Genomic DNA, 16,543 nt, shown 5'->3' on the forward strand with positions numbered 1-16,543 from the left:
CAAGAGGCCACCCATTGCCCGAGTGAATCGAAAGGAGGAAGTCAATGGATTTTAAGCGAATACAGGTCTTGCTGATTTTGTTTTTTGTTGTCTTTGATCTCTATTTAGCCTTTCTTTTGTCAGAAAGAGGGAGCTTCTCCCAGACAGCCAATAATGCGGCCACCCCAGTCAATGCGGTCCAGGAAATGAAAAATCGTGGCGTCACGATTGCGCCCTATATCAATTTGAACCAAGACCAGGAGGACTTGTGGGTCTTGAAGAATACCCCGAGCGGTGAATTGAGAGCCAACCGGCAACAATTAATCAACCAGCAAGTTAGCATTGACCCAGAAGGAATCCTGACTAGTCACTTTGACCAGCCTGTTGAACTAGACATTAGTCTAGGTCGTGAAGGCAAGTCCTCCCAATTAACGCAAGAGGACTTTAAATGGATGCAGGAGAATATTTTAAGTGATCCGAGTCTCTTCATTCATGGTGACCTTTATACTAATGCTTGGTATCTGCCTCAAGATAAAATTATTATCTGTCGGATGGTTACTCCTGAGTTGCCTGAGACGGATGGTCAGTCTCCTAAATTGACCATTGCCGATAGTACAGCAGAAATCCGAATCCTGCTCGATGATGATTATAATATGATTTCTTATATCCAGACCTACCAGGCTCCGATGGTGGCGCTTGAGAAGACTGGCCCATTGATCTCTTCTTATCAAGCAATTGAGACGATTGAGAATCGGATTGATACAACCTTACCGAATGATGCCAAGATCTTTTCTTTATCACTCAGTTATTATCAATCCGTTGCAACCTCCAACTTTAATATCTATTCACCAGCATGGGAAGTGATTTACTATCGCCAGGAGAATGGCCAGGCGCAATCCATTTTAGTGGACGCACTTAAGGGAAAAGTCGTTGAAAGTAAGAATATTATGCAATAGGTAATAATGGCTCGAAGACAATCTTCTAGTCATTATTTTTTGATCCAGTCATTGTCATTCCAGTTGATAAACTGATAAAATGGAAGCGAAAGTAAGGTGAGTGAAAGTAGCCATGAAAGAATTAAATAAGAATCAGGACCGAAGATCCAGGATGTTTGGTCTGTTTTATCAAGGGATCCTGGCCCTCTTACTGGTGTTATATGGGATGACAGGGAGCCTTTTTGCACAGGAGTCTGAGGCTTTGCAGGCGTCTCCAAATAAGACGATTAATGTGGAAATAGATAGTAAGGGACAAACCGCCATTCAGCTGGTCTTCCATTATGATAAAGAAGCGCCTCATCAAGTCAGTGTCACTCTTCCCACTTTCTCTCAGAAACTCCTCGATTATCAAGTGGGTGTGCGGACGAAAGACGATTCTGAGATTCGCATGTTGCAAGAAACGAGTAGTGGTGTGATGGGATCTTACCAAGTCGACCAGGGTCAAAAAACAGCCCAGGTGGAGGTGTCTTATCCTTTTACCGAGGGAAGTGAATTAGTGGTCGACTATGCCCTTGATCAGCTTGCCCTCAATTATGAGGATACAGCCTTTTGGTCAGGCGGCTGGGTGCTAGCAGATATGGAGGAGGGAGACCGACTTGATCTGACTGTCCAGCTTGTTCAGTCGGTTCAATCCGATAAGATCCAAGCATGGATTCATGGACAGCCTGGTCAAATCGATCGCATTCAATCGACGCCACAAGGATCAGAGATTCACTTAAGTGTCGTCTATGACCCTAATCAGGCCCAGGAGATTGGATTGGACCTGGTTTTTCCTAGGCAAGCGACGCCGGATAATCCCCAACAAGTGAAGGAAAACCGTTTAACAGCCATCCAAGATCACGAGAACCAGCGCTTAGCTGATTATCAAGCCCAGGTCAAGTCAGACTTAATGAAACGGTATCTCCGCTTTGCTATGTGGCTGGTACTTCCGATCCTAGGAACGGGTGTGATCTTGTACGCTTATCGGCGCTACGCCAAGCAGCTTCTCAGTCCAGCCCCTTTGATCAAGAGCTTACATTTGCCACCAGAAGACTTATTAGCGACGATGGTTAATCCTGTTGTTTACCAAGAATCCTTGTCCGCTAAGGAATTAAGCGCAGCCCTACTCGAATTAGGGCGCAAGGGTTATCTTAAGATTGTTCCTGTCCGCATGGTCCGGCGCAGCAATAGTCAAACGCGCAGTGGCTATACTCTCGCCATCAGTCGAGTGGAAGGAGCGCCTCCTCTGACCCTCTTACAAACCCATGAACGGCAAGTCTATGCCCTGTTTACGGATAAGACCAAGGAGACCGTGACGATTGAGGAATTAGTCTACCAGGTCAAGCATCATAAAAAGAAGAAGCAGGCTTGCGAGACAGCTTGGACTAAATTTGTGAATGCGATCCATCTAAGAATTGCCAGTCTTTCCCCCGTAAGGAACCGGTCGAAGCGACGGCTGGTGATGGCCTGTTCAGTCTGGCTCGTGATCTCTGTGATCTTTCTCGTAATCCTCTGTTATGATGCGATCGCCATGAACTTAACGTCTGCTTTACCCTGGGGCCTTGCCTTGGCCTTGGTCAACTGTCTCGTCCTGATTCTGGTCTTGATTGTGATCGCCCGTCAGCAATTCAAAACGAGTGAGCAAGCCTTGCAACAGGCGCGTTGGCAAGAATTAAAACGTCTCTTCCAACGTTCAGACCAACTTGCACTTGAAAAATATGCTGATATAGCCCAGTGGGAAGCGCTCATTCCTTATGCGATTGTCCTGGATGCAACGTCAACCATTCAGAAGAGCTTCACCTATCAATTTGATATGGCGGACTTACAGAAAGTTTCCAATAGTCAAAATGCTGACCTCTATCGGGTGCATGGAGCGATTGCGGATATCCTCCTACCCTCTGTTCGCGAATTTGTCACCTATATTCAGCCGAAGACGAGTCAATGGAAGGACTTCCTAAAAGGGAAATCCTATCCTTAGTTTCTGAAAGGGGTATTCTTATGATCAAATTAAAGAGATGCTGGCAGTTGTTCCTTGCTTTAACTTGTATCTTTTTGAGTTTAGGGCTGACCGGAGGTCAAGTGAAAGGGCAAGAAGTTAATTTTTCGATTCCCCAACAATGGATTGAGGCCAAAGTCAACCCAGATGGGAGTGTGACTTTTGAGGACTATCAGAAATACCAAGCAGATTTTATGAATGGGGCGCGGTTTACTCTAGATCACCAAGGCTATGAATTGACTGACTTTCAAGTTGGCGTCGCAGACTCCTTAAAGGGGTCCGTCGAGTGGTTGGAAAGTTCCAACTCGCAGAATCGAAAAACATACAGCCAACGTGTTGAAGATGGCTTTCGCGAGGTAAAAGTCTATTATCCCCTGCGGGATGAATCGAAATACTTTGTCTATCGTTATACCTTGAAAGGCTTGGTCGTCAACTATCAGGATACGGCACGCCTCTTGCGGAAGTTTTTTGGCAGGGGTGAAGAAACAACTGATGTGACCGTCCGAATTGAGTTGCCGGGTCGAGTCGAGAGCAAAAACAACTTCAGGGCTTGGGGTTATGGAGCCCCACAAGGTGAGGTCGAGCTAGCTGAAGAAGCAGGAGTGAGTGTGGTCTACCTGCGTGTTCCAGCTCGGACTTCTGATCAATTTGTTGAAGGCGACGTGGTCTTTCCGACGGCCTTAACCCCTCAAAATCCTAACCAAGTCAATGAAAATAAGCTGGACCAGATTATTCAAGCAGCCGACCAACAAGTTCAACAAGATGCAGAAGCCTTGGAACGAGACCAGGCCAGGGTGAAATGGATAATGGCTCTCGTTCCATTCTTTCCCCCGGTACTCGCTATCTTCACGCTGGTCTTCTATTATCGAAACCGGCGGAAATTGAATCCAGAGCCGGCCTATGTGCCAGACTATCTCTATGAAATGCCAGAAGCGATCAGTCCTGGAGAAGTTGCCACCCACCATCTCAGACGGAGTCCGTCGGAAGATGATTTTGCAGCGACTCTCTTGCATTTAGCGCAAAAACGTCTGATCCGACTGGAAGAGGTCAGGGGAGACCGTAAGAAGGATGAGACGGTCCGGATCATTAGTCAAGCGACTGAGTCGCAATTAGAAGCATTGTTACCCCATGAACAATATGTTTATGATTATGTGACACTCAATGGGACAGTGTCAGAGATTAGCCTGAAGGAAATTGAGCACCTCATTGATCAAGACCGCCACTTGCAGAAACAGCAATTCGGTATTTGGCAAAAGTTTCGTAATTATTTGGCAGTTGAGGGAGAACGCTATCGCGGTAAGACCTTAAACTATCAAGGCTTTCTAAAATTCCTCCTCATCCTGTCTGGTGTGGCACCTATCATTGGCATGGGGTTGGCTTTAGCTCTTTTAGGGGGCTTTGGATTCCCGCTTGACCAGTTTCTAGCTTACTATTTGATTTCCTTAGTGGTCACGGTCATTTTAGTCCTCTTTGTCGCCATTAAGAGTGCGCGGCATCCCCTTCGGACCCATGATCAAGACTTAAAATATAACCAATGGCAAGCCTTTAGGCGGATGCTTAAGGATATTGGGAATTTTAAAATGAGAGAAATTGCTTCCCTACCTTTATGGGAAGAGTATTTGGTCTATGCCACTAGCTTAGGTGTGGCGGACAAAGTCGCTGAGGCCCTTGAAATGGAGTTCACGGCAGAAGAGCTTCAGACTCAAACAACTATTTATGGAGGGGGCTATCTGGATTCTTACTGGTTATCCAACATGGTCTCTCAACAAATTGGCCGGTCTATCCAAGCAGCGACTCCTGCTAGCCAAGGGTCCAAGGGAGGCTTTTCGGGGACCAATACAGGTGGATTTGGTGGTGGTTTTTCTGGCGGTTCAATGGGGGGATCTGGTGGAGGAACAAGTTCTGGTGGATTTTAGACAGGTATTAGGAAGAGGAGGTATGGAGAATGAGAGAAAGTTCGCGTCCATTTGCTGATCAATTGGCCCAACTCTATCAAAAGCCTGATCTCATGACGGGGTCCTCTCCTCTATGCCCTTCCTCCCCTGATCTGCAGTTCTCCATCCTCGCGAGTGGATCAAGTGGAAATTGTACCTATATTGAAAGCAAGCAAAAGCGCATTATTGTGGATGCTGGTTTGAGCGGCAAGAAGATTGAAGCCTTATTTCAATCCATCAATCGTGATATCCGGCAAGTGGATGCCATCTTTGTGACCCATGAACATAAGGACCATGTGCATGGGGTTGGGGTCCTATCCCGTCGTTACAATCTACCTATTTACGCCAATCACGCCACCTGGTTGGCCATGGAACCCATGTTGGGTCCGATTGCCAAGGAAAATAAGCGCTATATTGAGCCTGGAACCCTCTTAGAATTTGGAGATCTTGACGTCCTCAGCTATCCAGTGAGCCATGATGCGGCCGATCCACAATTCTATGCCTTTCAGAAAGGTAAAAGACAATTTGTCATGCTAACCGATACGGGCTACTTACCGGATCGTTTGCGTGGGCAATTGAAGAATGCTGATGCCTACTTGATTGAATCCAACCATGAGATTGAAATGTTGCGCTATGGCGCTTATCCCTGGTCCTTGAAGCAGCGCATCCTGTCGGATAAGGGGCATTTATCGAATGAAGATGGCGCCTTGGCCATTCGTGATCTGATGGGGCCAAAGTCTAAACACATTTACTTGGGCCATCTGAGTCGCGATAATAACACCAAGCAGCTCGCCTTGGATACGGTGACGAGGGTTTTAAACCAGTATGATATTGATGCTCAATCAGACCTGACCTTACATATGACGGACCCTAGCCAAGCCACTCTCTTGCATGATTTGTAGTTAAGGAGCCTCCTTTCTTCATATTTTTTGAAGAAGAGAGGCTAGTTTTTCTTTTTTAGATAGTTATTTCACCTTTTTTAATTCACACTTTCTTAATAAGCGAGTGCTATACTCCAATATGTAAATAAAAGGAGGACAAAACATATGAAAGATAATCAATGGAGTCATGATACCAAACGTTGGCAACGAATTTGTATGGGAATCTCAGGCACAGCTTTAGCCGTTTTACTAGCGACGGGGGTAACAACAGGTAATATGTCACATATCTTCTCGCAAGAAGAAAATCCGGCTGTTCAAACAGTTGCTCCTGATGAATTAGCTGGCGAAGAAAAGCAAATTGTTGATACCGTCAAAAGGGCTAGTGAAGCGGTTGTTTCCATTGCCAATAAACAAGGCCGTGCTTCAGATCCTTTCTCCAATTATCAAGGAAACCAGTATTTTAATCCGGGTGAGGAAGACGAAAGCTTGACAACTGTTGGAGAGGGTTCAGGTGTTGTTTATAAAATTGTAGGAGACAAAGCTTATATTGTGACGAACCATCACGTGGTTGAAGGGGCTCAAGCCCTGGATGTGACCCTTAAGAATGGAGAGGTCGTTAAGGCAGACCTAGTAGGTAGCGATGCGATTTCTGACTTAGCGGTCCTCACGATTGATGCCAAGTCTGTTGATAAGACCCTGGAATTTGCGAATTCGGATGAAATTCAACCTGGCCAAACAGCCATTGCAATAGGGTCTCCTCTAGGAAGTAATTTTGCTTCTTCCGTTACCAAGGGAGTTGTGTCTGGTTTGAACCGTTCAGTGCCTGTGGATACAGATGGGGATCGCATTTCCGATTGGGATATGAATCTCTTGCAGACTGATGCTGCGATCAACCCAGGTAATTCAGGGGGTGCTTTGATTAATTCAACCGGTCAGCTGATTGGAATTTCCTCAAGTAAACTCTCTGCAACGGGGGTTGAAGGAATGGGGTTTGCGATTCCGTCCTCTGATGTTGTGGATATCGTGAGCCAATTAGAAGCCAACGGTGAAGTGGTCCGTCCATCTCTAGGAGTGCGTTATACGAGTCTGACCATTGTGAATCCAGAATATCGAACTTCTGTTATGGGACTTGATGAGAAGGATACCAAAGGGGCCTTTGTGACAGAGGTGGTACCGAACAGTTCGGCAGATAAGGCTGGCCTTCAGAAATATGATTTAATTACCGAAGTAGATGGGCAAGCGATTGAAAGTTATACTGATTTGAAGCAAAAACTCTACCAATATAAGGTTGGTGATACGATCACGATTAAGGTCCGCCGCCAACAAGAAGAGATTGACCTGACTGTTCATTTGGAAGATGCAATCGACAATCAAAATGCACAACCGCTACCTTTCGGAGAAGAGGAACAAGAGCAAGAACAAGCAACCGAACCAGATTTACCCTTTGATTTTTAGGCAAACTAAAAAGATATCCACAGTCTTCACCAAGATGCTGTGGATATCTTTTTGTTTTGTGGATAAATCTGTTGATAACTAATTAAAATAGCCGAGATAATCGTATTTTTCAAAGGTGTGGTGGCTGGCGACTGCGAGGACCACAAAGCTCAGCTTAATCATAAAAGGGATGGACCACTGGCGGGGACCAAGGGTGAGTTTCATAAGGGCCTCCTGTTCGTTCGTCTATTCTTATGATAACATAAAGCTTAGGATAGGAAGCCACAAATAGAAAAGAGGGATTGAGATGATGCAAATTGATATCGTATGTGTGGGTAAGCTGAAAGAAAAATATTTAAAGCAAGGCATAGAAGAGTATTTAAAGCGCTTATCAGCTTATGCTCATGTGAAAATTCATGAGTTGGCCGATGAAGCAACACCTGATGCCCTCTCCTCGACTGAGAAGGCGCAAATTCTCGCAATTGAAGCTCAAAGAATTCAACAAAAAATTACACCCCAGCATAAGTTGGTGGTGCTGGCGATCGAAGGGGACTTGGTCTCATCGGAAGACCTGGCCGCTCAATTATCCGATTATGCGACCTATGGGCATTCAAAGGTCTGCTTTGTGATTGGGGGCTCCCTCGGTTTAGCGGACCAATTAAAGCAGCAAGCCGACTGGGCGGTCTCCTTTGGCCGGATTACCCTCCCCCATCAATTGATCCGGCTGGTCTTGGTTGAACAAATATATCGTGCCTTCCGGATCATCAACCACCATGCTTACCATAAATAAGTCAAAAGGGCCTCGAGCGTTTTGATTAAAAGCTCGAAGCCCTTTAGTCGTTAGACTCAGCCAATAGGTCAGGCGAAATGCACTAGATGCCACCTAGGAAGAAGCCGATTCCATAAGCAGCAACGGCTGCTAAACCACCTATGATTAGCATCTCCATCCCTGATTTCACCACATGGCCATCTGTTACAAAGGCCTTAACAGTCCCTAAGATAAAGAGGGTGACAAAGGTGAGGGTAATGGAAACTGGAAAGGCATAAGGAATAAGACCGGGATTGAAGTAAGAAGCGATAAAGACCAAGAGGGGAACAAGTCCAAAGATTGCAAATGAGAAGAAGGTGATGAGGGCATTGTAAAGCGGATGAGATTCTGGTTCAGAATTAAATCCGATTAATTCATCCTGTGTGTCTTGGTCGTATTTAGACAAGATGTCTGCGACCTTTTGCGCATCCTCCGCCTGCATCCCATTGTCTTGGTAGACTTGGGCTAATCCTTGGGGGCTACTTGATAGGGCTTGTTGCTTTTTGCGGTTGTTCTCATCATATTCCTTCTCAGACTTACTAGATAAGTAATCCCCAACAGCCATGGAAATGCCATCAGCGAGTAAGTTAGCAAAGCCGAGAATGATGATAACCCTCATATCTAGTTCACCACCTGTAGCACCAGCTACGACTGCGAAAGTCGTAATCGCCCCATCTAATCCACCGTAAACCATACTCTTAAGGCCTTCACCCTTATTAAATGCTCTTTCTGTCATCAAAAACAACTCCTAACTGAAAAATATTTGAAAGTTAAAAAAGAACACACCGGTGGACAGTATTGATACTGTCTCACAGATGTGTTCATTAGATCTGCTGTCGAACTTCTCACGGTTCAACCGGGCAGAAGACGTCTGTCTTCCACTTGCTCAAATTATTTAACTTTCGATTGTAATTATATACCAAGAAATTAAAATTGTCAAATATTATCTGTCATTTAAATAAAGTTTCAAATTTAAATGATAATGACTCGGTCGAATGTCATCGTGAAGCGTTCTTAGGTCAAAGATGTGAGAGGAGGATCGGTTAAAGGGTGGCTTAGCTTGAAGTCAGACTGTCACTCAGCGGATAGGGAACATATCGCTGATCCCCTTGAGCGAATTCAACCTGGCCATTGGTTAAGTCTTTCAACAGGGTAAGAAAGGAATCCAGGTCCTCATGGGTGACAAAGCAAGTCAAGCAGACTTGCTCTAGATAGTCAATATTTTCTAGGAAGATCCAATCTGTTTCATGAATGGCTTGGTCAACCTGGTTGACAAAATGATAAGGAATATGGCAGCTGATCTGTGTCTGCAAGCGCCATTCAGCCAAGCCTAACTCTAAAATGGCCTTATTGACCGCTCCCCCATACGCCCGCTTAAGACCAGGGATGCCAAGCAGCTGGCCACCAAACTTTCGGCTAACGACTGCTGTCACATTTGACAAGTGATACTGCTTCAGTGTCTCAAGAATGGGCAGGCCGCCAGAACCAGAAGGCTCCCCATTGTCCCGCGCCCGTTGAAATTCACCGCTATTGCCCACAATATAGGCTGAACAATTTGTATGTCCAGTATACTGGCGCTTGGTCTGACGGATAAAAGCATCCGCTTCCTCAACGGTAAGCGTCATCTTCAAGTGACAGAAGAAAGAGGATTGCTTGATGAGGGTCTGGGAAGCCGTCCCTTCTTGAACACTGATAAAACGCTTGAGCATATGGTCCTCCTTAATCTTATGATGACAAGAGTTTCAGATGGGGTTAGGGCTTGAGCGACTGCTGATAGATAGCCTTAGCAACCGTGGCTGTGTAGAGAATTTCACCTTCCAGGGACAAATGAATATCATCATCCATATAATATTCAGGGTGGCCGAGAGCTAGGCTGTGCCAATCAACCTCGTGGACATTGGGATATTTTTTGGCGGCTGTCTTAATACAGTCATTTACAATGTCGACGTGCTGGACAGCGGAATTCGTATTGACAAAATAGATCTCACGATCCCCGGCCATGGCAATCAACTGATCCATCCCCTCGTCATCGAGACCTGAGTTTGTGCCAAGGTTGATGACGAGGGTATCAGCTACCAGCCCCTCATCCAACAAGGCCTGGAAGCGATCATAAGAATGCCAGATATCCATACTCGGATAGCCGTAGGTCTCACTCTGAGTAAAGAGAGTGCTGAAGGTATAGCCTGTGAGCTTAGCTAGGGAATCACCAAACAAGGTGACCGGCAGGTCATAGGACTTGATAATTTCTGTAGGTTCTAGGAGGTCTAAGAAGTCGGGATTAAGATTGGCAACTTCAGCCAGAATCGTTTGGTTATTTTCAGATAATTGGGTTAAATCAGCCGAAACGGATGACCGGATATCTTCCTTGAAGGCTTGCTCAATCGGGTGGCTGGCCTTACTTGGTAGTAGGAAGTGGGTATCAAAGGTCTGATCGAAATCTTTAAGTGTTTGCCGGGTCGTCTTCATTTCGCCTTCGACCTGGTAGAAGGGATAGGGGTAGAAGGGGGCAGGGTTCGCACGGTAAAGGCCGTACTCTAACTCTAACAGAGCGAGAGGGATCTTATTGTCAGCATAAACGAGCCCGGTCACGAAGTAGCCCATGCAGATAATGAAGAAGAGGAGACGACTTAACAAACCTAAATGGGTGAGAGGGGCTTGTAGGGCTTGGGTTAATTTCTGACCATTTTCCTTGAAATTAAAGTTACTTCCGAATAAGAAATCAAAGCGCTTAGACTCAAAGAAGAGGTAGAAGGCATAGCCAGTGAAGAGAATTCCAACTAAGATGAGTGCCTTCAACCAATCTACATGGCTTTGGAAGTCGCGGGTAAAGTTCAACCCATAAACGATCACCGGGTAGTACCACAAGTAAAAACTATAGGACCTTTTACCGAACCAGGACAAGATGGGATTCCCAATCAACCGCTCAAGGATGACGAACTGTTGCTGGGCCCCGATGATGAAAAAAGCAGCTAATAGGTTGTAATAGAGGAGCCAAACCTGATAGGTGTCTGGACTCTGGTCATCTACTTTTAAGATCAGCGTGATCATCAGGATAAAAGAACCCAGGGTCATTAAGAAATAAAAGAGTCGTCGTTCAAAGAGTGTCACATTTTGTAGAGCCTGTTTAATAACGGGAATCAGGTAAAAAGTCGCGATGCCCATCGCAAAGGAAGCGTAGCGCGTAAGTAGGCTGTAATAGACCGGACTTGGGTCTGCATGTGGGATGTAGCGGCTATAATTGATGTAACAACAAGCTGCAAAGATTAATAGCCAGATGATGGCTTTGAAGTTATTAGAGTGAATCTTACGCTGACATAACCATAAGAGTGGCAGTGAGACTAGGAAGGATTGGACATATATTGCAATATACCACAGATGAGTCAGTGGCGACGCAATGGCCATGTCCGTAAAGTAAGACTTCTGGCTGGCTAACTGGAAGGCATTATTTAAGAAAAATAAAGAAGCCAGCAGCTCATTCTGCATGGACTTGAGAAGGTCGGGATTGAAGAGTAGTAAGCCAATGACAATCCAAATTAATAGCCAAAGTAAAGGAAACCAGATTCTTGCGATGGTCTTCTTGAGGGTTTGACCCATTGCTCGACGGTCATCCAATACATCCGAGCTCGCAAATTTGTTGGCCATAAAATAACCAGCTACTACCAAAAAGAGGTTAACTGTCAGAAAACCTCCGGGAACATACTGAGGCCAGAGGTGATAGAGAATAATTGCAATAATTGAGAAGCCCTTTAAACCATCTAAAGCTTTTATATGTTTCATCATCATCAACCCTTATTAAGTCAAAATCGTCTCTAATTATACCATAAAAATGACCCTTCAAGCGGACACGACTATAAATCTTCACAAAAAAAGAGAAATATTACCTTAATATTACAAGCCCTTATCAAATGATTTAAAAAGCTGAAGAAGGGCTTGTCGTTCCCTCACTAAGACTTTAGAATGAGTCATGTAGTAATAAAGTATTTAAAATCAAATCATTATGAATTTTAAAAATAAATGAATAAGAAAAGGAGACGGCTTCATGAAGTTAAAGAAAAAATTACTCATTGGGACAGCCCTAGTCTTAGGATTTGGTCCAGCAGCCATTGTTTCTGCCCAAGGATGGCAAGCACGAACCGTTGACCAAGTAGCCGCTGATATTCACGTTGATGAACAGAACAAAGTGGCTTATACCGTTAAATACGGGGATACTTTAGGGGTCATTTCGAAGGCTTTAGGGGTCGATTTGATCTACTTAGCTGAAATCAATCATATTGACAATGTTGATTTGATTTTCCCGGGAACAGTGATCGTTGCACAATATGATAATTATCACCACGTTGACCAACTGGCTATCCAGTCACCAGAAGGTGAACAAGTGGATGTTGATGTGCCAGTTAACCTAGCTTCTGAACCTGCAGGGTCCGAAACAGTGGTGGACTTTACTAACCAAACATCTGAAGCAACTGAAGAAACTGAAATGGTATCTCCTGTCGCACCTGCTGAAGAATTTAACCCAACAACATCTAACCAAACGGCTGACCCAGTTGTAGAGGAAACGACCACTACACATGAAGAAGTGGATCAAGCAGAAGGTCCTGCAGTCTCTCCACAGACGAATGCTGGAGCGGATTCAGTCCAAGTAGAACCTAAGGACAAGCCAGTGGCTGAAAGTCAAGACCAGCTAGCACCAGCGGCTGAAACCCCACAAGAAGCTGAGCCTCAGGTATCCAATGGTGCAGAATTGCCAGAAGTATCAAATGGAGCAGAGCTCCCACCAGTATCCAGTGGAGCGGAATTACCACAGGCAACGACTGAAACTACCAGCACAACTGTTGAAATGGTTGAACCAACAACGACTACTGAAATCATTGAACCAACCACGACAACAGTTGAGCTTGTTGAACCAACCACAACCACAGCTGAGATCGTTGAACCAACTACAACGACTGCTGAGGTGGTTGAGCCGACCACAACGACTGTTCAAGTAGTCGAACGCCCAGCAGATGGTTTACAACCACATGTGGCAAGTTACCGAGATAAGATCGCTAGCCAGTATGGTATCACTAACTTCTCTGGCTACCGGCCAGGAGATCCCGGCGATCATGGTAAAGGGTTAGCCATCGACTTCATGGTTCCTCATTCTTCAGAGGTAGGTGACCAGATTGCAGCCCAAGCCATAGCGGATATGAAGGCTGGTAACCAAAGAATCACATATGTGATCTGGAAACAAAGAATTAGCGGGTCTTGGACCGGTTATAATTGGAAACCTCAAGAAGACCGTGGCAATCCTACAGCCAACCACTTTGACCATGTTCACGTCTCATTCAATTAGTCATCAAATTATGAAATAGTCAAACTGCCCATCACGCTTAGGTGTTAGATGGGCAGTTTTTTTGTGTTTGGGGACTTGTTAGGACGATTAGCTATTTAACTAGCAGGGTTTCGGCCGAAAACACGAACGAATAATGAAATATTTCCTTAAAAATTCAAATATTTCTTCTGCAAGCTAGTATATGTGCTATGATAGGCTTGAAATCAATCAAAGAAAAGGAGAATGTCAGTGGAAACAACTTCGAACAAACCCCTGGTTAAGGAGCAACTATTATATGGTCTAGAAGACAAACCGAACTTATCTGTTTCATTATTATTAGCTTTTCAGCATATTTTAGCGGCCTTTGCCGGGATTATTGCGGTTCCATTAGTTGTCGGAACAGCTTTGAGTTTTAGTGTCGCGCAAACCAGTGCCATGGTCTCTGCTACTATTTTTGCTTCTGGAATTACTACCTTTATCCAATCAAAAGGAATCGGACCTATCGGATCGCGGTTACCAGGAATGATGGGGACAGACTTTACCTTTGTGAACCCTACAATTCAAGTTGGGTCTCAATTTGGCCTAGCAGGGATAGTCGGGGCGACAATTTCTGGATCCTTTGTAGAAATTATTTTAAGTCGATTTATCAAACCCTTAATGCGGTTCTTCCCACCCCTTATTACAGGGATTGTGGTCTCCTTAATTGGGATTACACTGCTACCTGTATCGGTCGATTGGGCTGCTGGAGGATTTGGTGCAGCGGATTATGGTTCTTTACGGAACTTGTCCATTGCCGCGATTGTGATGCTTTTTACCCTCTTCTTGAACCACTATGGGAAAGGGATGATAAGTACAGCTTCCGTCTTTTTAGGCATGATTTTTGGTTATATCATTTGTTTACCCTTGGGCATGGTTGATTTAGCGTCTGTCCAGGAAGCGGCTTGGATTTCCTTACCGCAAATTTTTCAAGAGGGAATTAAATTTGATCTGGCTTCAACGCTAGCCTTTGTCCCAGCCTATCTTGTATCAACGATTGGGACAGTTGGGATTATGATTGCTATTGGTGAGTCTTCTCAAGCGGAGGTCTCAAGTGAACGGGCTGCAGCTGGGGTCTTAGCCGACGGTGTTGGCTCCATGATCTCAGGAGTCTTCGGTGGTGGAGCAAACACAGCCTTCTCGCAGAACGTTGGTTTAATTACCTTAACGAAGGTAGCCAGTCGTCATGTGATGATTCTTGCAGGGATCTTATTAGTCTTGATTGGAATTTTCCCTAAGATCTCAGCCCTAATCGCAGTAATGCCAACACCTGTTCTAGGTGGTGTCGGGGTGATTATGTTTGGCTTGGTGGCTGCCCAAGGACTCAAGACCCTCTCTCAAATTCATTTAGGGGATCGTGAATTACTAATTATTGCTTTATCTTTCGCTATGGGGATTGGGGTAACTGTCCGTCCTGAAATCTTAGCGAATTTACCTAAGGCATTACAAATGGTCTTTTCTTCTGGAATTTCGACTGGAACTTTGGTAGCCTTGATCTTGAATATTATATTAGTTGATCGACGACCAAAGGGAGAGGAAGAATAAGATGAAATTATTGGAAGAGAAAATTCGCCAAGAAGGACGGGTTTTACCAGGTAATATTTTAAAAGTAGACCACTTTATCAATCATATGATTGACCCTGAGATTGTGACAGCGATGGGAGAGGATTTCTACCAGCATTTTAAGGATCAAGGAATCAATAAGATTTTGACCTTAGAAGTCTCTGGGATTCCTATGGCCTTTGCGGCGGCTCAATTTCTGAAGGTGCCTGTACTCTTTGCCAAGAAGATCTCTTCATTGACCTTGGGTGAGGATGTTTATGCGAGTCGGGTTACCTCTTATACCAAGAAGAAGACCTATGATATCATGGTTGACCGGCATTATTTAACGGCTGAAGATCGAGTTCTTATTATTGATGACTTCTTGGCAAGAGGAGAAGCCTTGAACGGTTTGCTCGATTTATGCCAGCAAGCTGGTGCAGAAGTCGTAGGTGTCGGCATTGGGATTGAGAAGGCCTTCCAAGAGGGCGGAAAGAAACACCGACAGGCAGGCATTGAGATCTATAGTCAAGCCCGGATTGCTGGTTTTGAAGAAGATCAAGTTATCTTTGTTGAAGAATCCTAAATCCTTTCATCATACTTCTCTGATAAGCCTAGTTTTAAAGACTAGGCTTATTCTTATAGTCAGCGCTGAGTGAAATATATCGTTTAGGCTCATCATTTTAGCGGCTTGACAATGGCTTATTTTTCAGGTATCATAATAGGATATAAATTATCATCTGATATTTCAGAAAGAATGGAGGGAGAAAAATGCGCTCAAATTTTGATAAAAATTTAGAAGAATTATTAAACAAGGTGATTAGAATTGGAGACCAGGTCTCTGGTCAATTGCAGATCTTGAAACAGGCTGTTAATGAATCTAATCTTGAAATGGCTGACCAAATTCTGGCTGCTGATGAAGCAATTATCCAAGCAGTGGCTGCAGTGGAGCAGGAATCCTATAGTATTGTGGCACTCCAACAGCCGGTTGCGGCAGATTTGCGGTTGATTTTTGCCTTGCGGAACACTAGCTATGAGATGCGAAATATCTCAGAGCATGCTGCTATGGTTGCAAAACGAATCAAACGGAATAAGCCTGATTTGTCTACTTGCCAATCGATCCTACAGTCAGTCAACCAAATGATGGATTTAGCACAAGCCATGTATGGGAATGTTCAGCATGTGATTGCGGATCAGAATATCCAACAAGCCAGTGAAATCGCCATGAAGGATAAAGATGTCGATCAATTATTCGTTCAGACGATTGATATTGCGACGGACCAGATGCGCTCGAATGAGCAGGCTGTCTTACCAGGCATCTATTTAATTGATGTAGCAACCAGTGTTGAACGCATGGGCGATTATGTGACCAACATCTGCGAACATATTGTCTATTGTCAGACAGGTGCCATGATGGTCTTGAACTAAATGCCTGAAGCTAGAGAGTTTTCTCTAGCTTTTTTTATAACTGCCAACCGCAAATTAAATTGGCCCCTTTAATGAGCCTGGGTCTGCCTTTTTTGCCTCCTGATTCATTAGGATTAAGTTTTAATGAATTGAGGACATTTAGCTTTGAATGAAGGGAGAAACTATTATTTTGCTTTGACAAGCGTTTTCTAGCGTTTTTATAACTTGAGACGGATTCCTTCAT

The 16,543-nt window shown here is 44.6% G+C and carries 14 protein-coding genes; 10 read left to right on the plus strand and 4 right to left on the minus strand.

Features of this window, described 5'->3' with window-relative positions; genetic code table 11:
- Positions 1-44 precede the first annotated feature (44 nt).
- From yycI to HMPREF9708_RS03900, 5 genes are all read left to right on the plus strand, one after another.
- On the plus strand, positions 45-935 hold the full coding sequence (gene yycI / locus HMPREF9708_RS03880; RefSeq protein ID WP_006308788.1) for a two-component system regulatory protein YycI: 891 nt from the start codon (positions 45-47) through the stop codon (positions 933-935).
- A gap of 112 nt (positions 936-1,047) precedes the next feature.
- Positions 1,048-2,931 (plus strand): DUF2207 family protein, encoded by a 1,884-nt coding sequence (locus HMPREF9708_RS03885; protein ID WP_006308789.1) that lies wholly within the window; start codon positions 1,048-1,050, stop codon positions 2,929-2,931.
- 20 nt (positions 2,932-2,951) lie between these two features.
- Entirely contained in the window at positions 2,952-4,865 is a 1,914-nt protein-coding gene (locus tag HMPREF9708_RS03890) for a DUF2207 domain-containing protein (RefSeq protein ID WP_006308790.1), read from the plus strand.
- Positions 4,866-4,957: 92 nt separating this feature from the next.
- Complete coding sequence (locus tag HMPREF9708_RS03895) at positions 4,958-5,785, plus strand: MBL fold metallo-hydrolase (RefSeq protein ID WP_050814300.1); 828 nt, start codon at positions 4,958-4,960, stop codon at positions 5,783-5,785.
- 144 nt (positions 5,786-5,929) lie between these two features.
- Positions 5,930-7,219 carry a S1C family serine protease gene (locus HMPREF9708_RS03900; protein WP_006308792.1) on the plus strand — a complete coding sequence of 430 codons (1,290 nt, stop codon included), beginning with the start codon at positions 5,930-5,932 and terminating at the stop codon, positions 7,217-7,219.
- Between the two features lie 78 nt (positions 7,220-7,297).
- Here HMPREF9708_RS03900 and HMPREF9708_RS08600 read toward each other — a convergent pair whose 3' ends face one another.
- A complete protein-coding gene (locus HMPREF9708_RS08600) occupies positions 7,298-7,423 on the minus strand; it encodes a hypothetical protein (RefSeq protein ID WP_006308793.1) in 126 nt (41 codons plus the stop codon).
- An 82-nt stretch (positions 7,424-7,505) separates the two neighbouring features.
- Here HMPREF9708_RS08600 and rlmH point away from each other — a divergent pair, with 82 nt between their 5' ends.
- Positions 7,506-7,988 carry a 23S rRNA (pseudouridine(1915)-N(3))-methyltransferase RlmH gene (gene rlmH / locus HMPREF9708_RS03905; RefSeq protein ID WP_006308794.1) on the plus strand — a complete coding sequence of 161 codons (483 nt, stop codon included), beginning with the start codon at positions 7,506-7,508 and terminating at the stop codon, positions 7,986-7,988.
- 82 nt (positions 7,989-8,070) lie between these two features.
- Here rlmH and HMPREF9708_RS03910 read toward each other — a convergent pair whose 3' ends face one another.
- The 3 genes from HMPREF9708_RS03910 to HMPREF9708_RS03920 form a co-directional block, all read right to left on the minus strand.
- A complete protein-coding gene (locus tag HMPREF9708_RS03910) occupies positions 8,071-8,742 on the minus strand; it encodes a VIT1/CCC1 transporter family protein (protein ID WP_006308795.1) in 672 nt (223 codons plus the stop codon).
- Between the two features lie 319 nt (positions 8,743-9,061).
- Positions 9,062-9,715, minus strand: coding sequence for an IMPACT family protein (locus HMPREF9708_RS03915; RefSeq protein WP_006308796.1), 654 nt, complete (start codon positions 9,713-9,715; stop codon positions 9,062-9,064).
- Between the two features lie 43 nt (positions 9,716-9,758).
- Positions 9,759-11,783: an acyltransferase family protein gene (locus tag HMPREF9708_RS03920; RefSeq protein WP_198004228.1), complete on the minus strand. Its 2,025-nt coding sequence runs from the start codon at positions 11,781-11,783 to the stop codon at positions 9,759-9,761.
- 262 nt (positions 11,784-12,045) lie between these two features.
- Here HMPREF9708_RS03920 and HMPREF9708_RS03925 point away from each other — a divergent pair, with 262 nt between their 5' ends.
- The 4 genes from HMPREF9708_RS03925 to phoU all read left to right on the plus strand — a co-directional run bounded on the left by HMPREF9708_RS03925 (position 12,046) and on the right by phoU (position 16,320).
- Positions 12,046-13,338: a LysM peptidoglycan-binding domain-containing protein gene (locus HMPREF9708_RS03925; protein WP_006308798.1), complete on the plus strand. Its 1,293-nt coding sequence runs from the start codon at positions 12,046-12,048 to the stop codon at positions 13,336-13,338.
- 222 nt (positions 13,339-13,560) lie between these two features.
- The gene (locus tag HMPREF9708_RS03930) at positions 13,561-14,898 is read left to right on the plus strand and encodes a nucleobase:cation symporter-2 family protein (protein WP_040447769.1); all 1,338 of its coding nucleotides are present in this window, start codon (positions 13,561-13,563) and stop codon (positions 14,896-14,898) included.
- Between the two features lies 1 nt (position 14,899).
- On the plus strand, positions 14,900-15,478 hold the full coding sequence (locus tag HMPREF9708_RS03935) for a xanthine phosphoribosyltransferase (protein WP_006308800.1): 579 nt from the start codon (positions 14,900-14,902) through the stop codon (positions 15,476-15,478).
- A gap of 185 nt (positions 15,479-15,663) precedes the next feature.
- Positions 15,664-16,320 carry a phosphate signaling complex protein PhoU gene (gene phoU, locus HMPREF9708_RS03940; protein ID WP_006308801.1) on the plus strand — a complete coding sequence of 219 codons (657 nt, stop codon included), beginning with the start codon at positions 15,664-15,666 and terminating at the stop codon, positions 16,318-16,320.
- Positions 16,321-16,543 lie beyond the last annotated feature (223 nt).

Source organism: Facklamia languida CCUG 37842 (genome assembly GCF_000245795.1).
Taxonomy (GTDB): domain Bacteria; phylum Bacillota; class Bacilli; order Lactobacillales; family Aerococcaceae; genus Facklamia; species Facklamia languida.

Excerpts from the sequence above, each read along its gene's own strand:
- yycI (WP_006308788.1), top strand. The coding sequence starts at position 45 with ATGGATTTTAAGCGAATACAGGTCTTGCTGATTTTGTTTTTTGTTGTC.
- HMPREF9708_RS03885 (WP_006308789.1), top strand. The coding sequence starts at position 1,048 with ATGAAAGAATTAAATAAGAATCAGGACCGAAGATCCAGGATGTTTGGT.
- HMPREF9708_RS03890 (WP_006308790.1), top strand. The coding sequence starts at position 2,952 with ATGATCAAATTAAAGAGATGCTGGCAGTTGTTCCTTGCTTTAACTTGT.
- HMPREF9708_RS03895 (WP_050814300.1), top strand. The coding sequence starts at position 4,958 with ATGACGGGGTCCTCTCCTCTATGCCCTTCCTCCCCTGATCTGCAGTTC.
- HMPREF9708_RS03900 (WP_006308792.1), top strand. The coding sequence starts at position 5,930 with ATGAAAGATAATCAATGGAGTCATGATACCAAACGTTGGCAACGAATT.
- HMPREF9708_RS08600 (WP_006308793.1), bottom strand. The coding sequence starts at position 7,423 with ATGAAACTCACCCTTGGTCCCCGCCAGTGGTCCATCCCTTTTATGATT.
- rlmH (WP_006308794.1), top strand. The coding sequence starts at position 7,506 with ATGATGCAAATTGATATCGTATGTGTGGGTAAGCTGAAAGAAAAATAT.
- HMPREF9708_RS03910 (WP_006308795.1), bottom strand. The coding sequence starts at position 8,742 with ATGACAGAAAGAGCATTTAATAAGGGTGAAGGCCTTAAGAGTATGGTT.
- HMPREF9708_RS03915 (WP_006308796.1), bottom strand. The coding sequence starts at position 9,715 with ATGCTCAAGCGTTTTATCAGTGTTCAAGAAGGGACGGCTTCCCAGACC.
- HMPREF9708_RS03920 (WP_198004228.1), bottom strand. The coding sequence starts at position 11,783 with ATGAAACATATAAAAGCTTTAGATGGTTTAAAGGGCTTCTCAATTATT.
- HMPREF9708_RS03925 (WP_006308798.1), top strand. The coding sequence starts at position 12,046 with ATGAAGTTAAAGAAAAAATTACTCATTGGGACAGCCCTAGTCTTAGGA.
- HMPREF9708_RS03930 (WP_040447769.1), top strand. The coding sequence starts at position 13,561 with ATGTCAGTGGAAACAACTTCGAACAAACCCCTGGTTAAGGAGCAACTA.
- HMPREF9708_RS03935 (WP_006308800.1), top strand. The coding sequence starts at position 14,900 with ATGAAATTATTGGAAGAGAAAATTCGCCAAGAAGGACGGGTTTTACCA.
- phoU (WP_006308801.1), top strand. The coding sequence starts at position 15,664 with ATGCGCTCAAATTTTGATAAAAATTTAGAAGAATTATTAAACAAGGTG.